We start from the raw sequence: 4,281 nt of genomic DNA, 5'->3' as shown, positions 1-4,281 counted from the left end.
TCGCCGCGATGCTGACCCCGTCGAGGATGTCGCCGCAGTTGATGTCCATATCCTCAGCCATCCGGGCATACATCTCGGAATTCGTCGCCAGCTTGATGCAGGGCGAGGGCTTGTAGCCCGAGACCGACCCCCGCCCCGTGGTGAAGACGATCATCGTCGCGCCACTGGCGATCTGGCCGGTCACGCTGCAGGGATCATAGCCGGGGCTGTCCATGTAGACAAACCCGGTCGTCCCAATCGGTTCCGCGAACTTGTAGACCCCCGCCAGCGGCGCCGTGCCACCCTTGGCCACAGCCCCCAGCGACTTCTCCAGGATCGTCGTCAGCCCCCCCCGCTTGTTCCCGGGCGAGGGGTTGTTGTCCATCTCGCCCTCGTTCCTCGCGGTATAGTCCTCCCACCACCGGATGCGCTCCAACAACGTCTCGCCCACCTCGCGGCTGACCGCCCGGCGGGTCAGAAGATGCTCTGCCCCGTAAATCTCCGGCGTCTCCGACAGGATCGTCGTACCGCCCATCCGGACCAGCAGGTCCGAAGCATGACCAAGCGCCGGGTTCGCCGTGATGCCGGAATACCCGTCCGACCCCCCGCATTGCAGGCCGATCACCAGCTTCGACACCGGTGCCGGAGCGCGGACCACCTGCCCCGCCACCTCCGCCATCTCACGCAGAACCTTCAGCGCCCGGTCGATGGTGGCCCGCGTGCCGCCCTCGCCCTGGATGGTCATGTAGCGGAAGTTGCCATCGGGCCGGAGCCGCCCCTGCCCCACAAGGTCCGGGACCTGCATCACCTCACACCCAAGGCCCACCAGCAGGATGCCCCCGAAATTCGGATTCCGCGCATAGCCCTTCAGCGTCCGCATCAGCGTCGCGTAACCCTCGTTCGTCCCCGACATCCCGCAGCCGGTCTGGTGGACAATCGGCACGATCCCGTCGATCCCCGGCATCGCGCCCAGCACCGGGTCTTTCTCCGCCGCCTCAGCGATGAAGCGCGCGACCGAGCCCGAGCAGTTCACGCTTGTCAGAATGCCAAGGTAGTTCCGCGTCCCGACCGAGCCGTCCGGTCGGTGGTAGCCAAGGAAGGTCCGCGGCTCCAGGGGTGGCAGAGGACGGCATTCCGACCCGATGGCATAGTCGCTGGAATGCGGACCCATGCCCAGGTTGTGGCTGTGGACATGCCCCGCCGCCGGAATATCGACGGTCGCCTGCCCGATGATCTGGCCATAGCGGATGACCTCCGTGCCCGCCCCGATCGCCTTTGCCGCGATCTTGTGGCCGCGCGGCACCGCACCCGGCAATGGCGCCTGCAGCCCATCGGCCGTGCTGCCAGCCGCAAGGTCCTGCAGCGCTATGACCACATTGTCGGACCCATGCAGCCGGATCACCCCTGTCGCCATGGCAGACCCTTTCTTGACAGCGTGGTGCGCGTGCCTAACATGTTAGCATGTTACAACCAGCCGCACCCGCCAAACAAGAGCCCTCAGCCGCTCAGCGCCTGCGGCCTTTGGCCGAGTTCTCCGGCTCGCTTGGCCAGCGCGTCTACCAGACCCTACGCCAGGCCATCCTGTCGCTTGCCTACCGTCCGGGAGAGATCCTTCGCAAGCCCGACATCTGCGATGCGCTCGGCGTCAGTCGCAGCCCCGTGGCCGATGCCGTCGCGCGCCTTCAGGCCGAGGGGCTCGTCGACGTTGTGCCCCAGGCCGGAACCTTCGTCGCCCGCTTTTCGATGCAAGAGATCCGCGAAGGCGCCTTCCTGCGCGAAGCGATCGAGGTCGCAGCGATCGAACGCGTGGCCGAGAGGATCACCGACGACCAGCTCCAGCTCCTCCGCCGCAACATTACCGTCCAGACGGCCCTCGTGGCCGATGGCGACATCCCCGGCTTCTACGCCATGGATGCCGCGATGCATGAGCTTCTCCTCTCTTTCACCGGCTTCCCGAAACTCGCCCTCGTGGCCGAAACCGCATGGGCGCATGTCAACCGCGCGCGCCAGCTGATCCTGCCGGTGCCTGGCCGGGTGCAGGCCACACTTGCCGAGCATAAGGCCATCCTTGCAGCTCTTGAGAAGCGCGACCCCCCAGCCGCCCGCGCCGCGATCCAGGCGCATCTGCGCCAGCTGATCACCTATCTCGAACCGCTGGAACGTGACCGGCCCGACCTTTTCAACCCCTCATGATCCCGAACCGCCCCCGCTATGCTGCCCGCCTCAACGCCTTCAAGACGAAGGGCGGCACGGTTGCCGAGATGATCGCAGGCGCGGGCCAGGTGGGCGGTCTCTCGTCAGCTGACCTCAACTACCCCGACCATTTCGCCGCCCACGACCCCGCGACCCTCTCACACCTTCTGGCCGACCAGGGGATGGCCCTGAACGGCCTCGCGATGCGCTACTATACCGAAGAGGGCTTCAAACTCGGCGCCTTCACCCACCCCGACCCCGCAACCCGCCGCGCCGCAATCGACCTCACCAAGCGCGGGATCGACACCTGCGCCGAAATGGGCGGCACCCAGATGACGCTTTGGATGGGGCAGGACGGGTTCGACTACAGCTTCCAGGCCGATTACGCTCGGATGTGGGACGACACAATCGCCGCCCTGGCCGATGTCGCCGACCATAACCCCGCCATCGACATCGCGGTCGAGTACAAGCCCAACGAACCCCGCGCCCATGCGCTGATGCCCGACATGGCGACAACGCTCCTCGCACTGCAGGAAGTCGCCCGCCCCAACACCGGCGTCACCCTCGACTTCGCCCACATGCTTTACGCCGGCGAGATGCCCGCCAAATCCGCAATGCTGGCCGCCCGCCACAGCCGCATCCTCGGCCTTCACCTCAACGACGGCTACGGCAAGCGGGATGACGGGCTGATGGCAGGCTCGGTCCACCCGGTCCAGACGGTGGAGCTTCTGGTGGTGCTGACCCGCGTCGGCTACGCCGGCATCATCTACTTCGACACCTTCCCCGACCATTCCGGCCTGAACCCCGTGGAAGAGGCGCGCACCAACATCCGCCTGACCGACCGGCTTCTCGACCTCGCCGCGCAGCTGGCCCAGGACCCCGCCCTTGCCGCCGCCCAGGCCCGGCAGGACGCGGCGGCTGCCACCACCCTTGTCATGGCGGCTCTCCTTGGCGCGTGATCCCGCAGCCCGCCCCGTCATCCTCTGCGCGGGCTCCCTGCACCATGACGTGATCGTCGATGCCCCCGCCCTGCCCCGAGCGGACCAGACCCTGACCGGCACGGCCGTCCGCTACGCCTTCGGCGGCAAGGGCGGCAACCAGGCCATCGCTGCCGCCCGCGCTGGAGCAGACGTGCACATGGCCGGGGCCGTCGGCTCGGATCAGGCCGCGGCCACCCTTCGTGCAGCGCTCGATGCGGCGAATGTCGTGCGGTTGGGCGTGCAGACCCATCCGCGGTCGTCCGGGATGTCGGTCGCAATCAGCCTGCCCGACGGGTCTTATGGGGCCGTCATCGTCTCGGGCGCGAACCTCTGCTTCCGGCCCGAGGCGGTCGTCTTCCCGAAGGACTGCGCCCTCCTCCTCCTGCAAAGCGAAATCCCCGAGGGCGCAAACCTCCATCTCGCCCACCGCGCGCGGTCCTCCGGGGTCCGGGTCATCCTGAACGCCGCCCCCGCCCGTGCCGTCGCACCAGAGCTGCTGGCTCTTCTCGACCTCCTCGTCGTCAACCGGGGCGAGGCCGCCGACCTCCTCGCCCGGCCCGAGGACGGCCTTGACCCGGCCCTCGCCGCAACCGACCTTCTTGCTCTCGGTCCCGCCGCAGTCATCGTCACGCTTGGCGGTGACGGGCTGATCCTGGCCGACGCTGCGGGCACCACGCACCACCCCGCCGAACCGGTAACGGTCACCTCCAGCCACGGCGCGGGCGACGCCTTCATCGGCGCCCTGGCTGCAGAATGGGCACGCGGGGCAAGCCTCGCCGCCGCTGCCGCCTTTGGGCAGACCGCCGCTGCGCTCCATGTCAGCCTGCCGGTGGGTGAGCGGACAAAGATCGACGAGGCCGCGATCCGCGCTGCGGCATTTGGCCTTCTGGACCCGGTGTTGGGGCGGCTGGTTGAAGAAGGATGAACGCGGGTCTTGGACGGGGGTGGGGGTGGGGGCCGCAAGGGAGCCCAACCCTTTGAGAACGCTGTGTTAATCTTGCATCTTTCGAACAGGTTAATGATCTTGCTTTTGTCTTGTTTCCGTCTCTAGGCGCGTCTGGATTTGGGGCGTTAACCGTAATCGGCGACTCGTTTGTTGATAAAGTGTTGAGGGGGGGGTGGCGCATCG

At 67.3% G+C, this 4,281-nt stretch carries 4 protein-coding genes; 3 read left to right on the top strand and 1 reads right to left on the bottom strand.

Going from position 1 to position 4,281, the window contains the following annotated elements:
• A partial coding sequence (locus ACRCSW_RS17305) for a UxaA family hydrolase (RefSeq protein ID WP_438706892.1) occupies window positions 1-1,393 on the bottom strand: 1,393 nt, incomplete at its 3' end.
• A gap of 47 nt (window positions 1,394-1,440) precedes the next feature.
• Between ACRCSW_RS17305 and ACRCSW_RS17300 the strand changes: the two genes are divergently transcribed.
• Genes ACRCSW_RS17300 through ACRCSW_RS17290 form a run of 3 tightly spaced genes read left to right on the top strand, consistent with a single transcriptional unit; the run spans window position 1,441 to window position 4,077 of the window.
• Window positions 1,441-2,172: a GntR family transcriptional regulator gene (locus tag ACRCSW_RS17300; protein ID WP_438706891.1), complete on the top strand. Its 732-nt coding sequence runs from the start codon at window positions 1,441-1,443 to the stop codon at window positions 2,170-2,172.
• Window positions 2,169-3,131, top strand: a complete 963-nt coding sequence (locus ACRCSW_RS17295; protein WP_438706890.1) for a sugar phosphate isomerase/epimerase family protein — start codon at window positions 2,169-2,171, stop codon at window positions 3,129-3,131. Before ACRCSW_RS17300 ends, ACRCSW_RS17295 begins: the two co-directional genes overlap by 4 nt.
• Window positions 3,121-4,077 (top strand): PfkB family carbohydrate kinase, encoded by a 957-nt coding sequence (locus ACRCSW_RS17290; RefSeq protein ID WP_438706889.1) that lies wholly within the window; start codon window positions 3,121-3,123, stop codon window positions 4,075-4,077. The genes ACRCSW_RS17295 and ACRCSW_RS17290 overlap by 11 nt, the downstream gene beginning before the upstream one ends.
• Window positions 4,078-4,281: the final 204 nt, after the last annotated feature.

Origin of the sequence: Tabrizicola sp. (genome assembly GCF_051645465.1) — a bacterium.
Taxonomy (GTDB): Bacteria; Pseudomonadota; Alphaproteobacteria; order Rhodobacterales; family Rhodobacteraceae; genus Tabrizicola.
Note: the sequence above shows the minus strand (reverse complement) of the source record. Positions and strands in the feature narration are given on the sequence as shown.

Bases quoted from the DNA above. Each gene is read 5' to 3' on its own strand.
- ACRCSW_RS17295 (WP_438706890.1), top strand. From the start codon at position 2,169: ATGATCCCGAACCGCCCCCGCTATGCTGCCCGCCTCAACGCCTTCAAG.
- ACRCSW_RS17300 (WP_438706891.1), top strand. From the start codon at position 1,441: ATGTTACAACCAGCCGCACCCGCCAAACAAGAGCCCTCAGCCGCTCAG.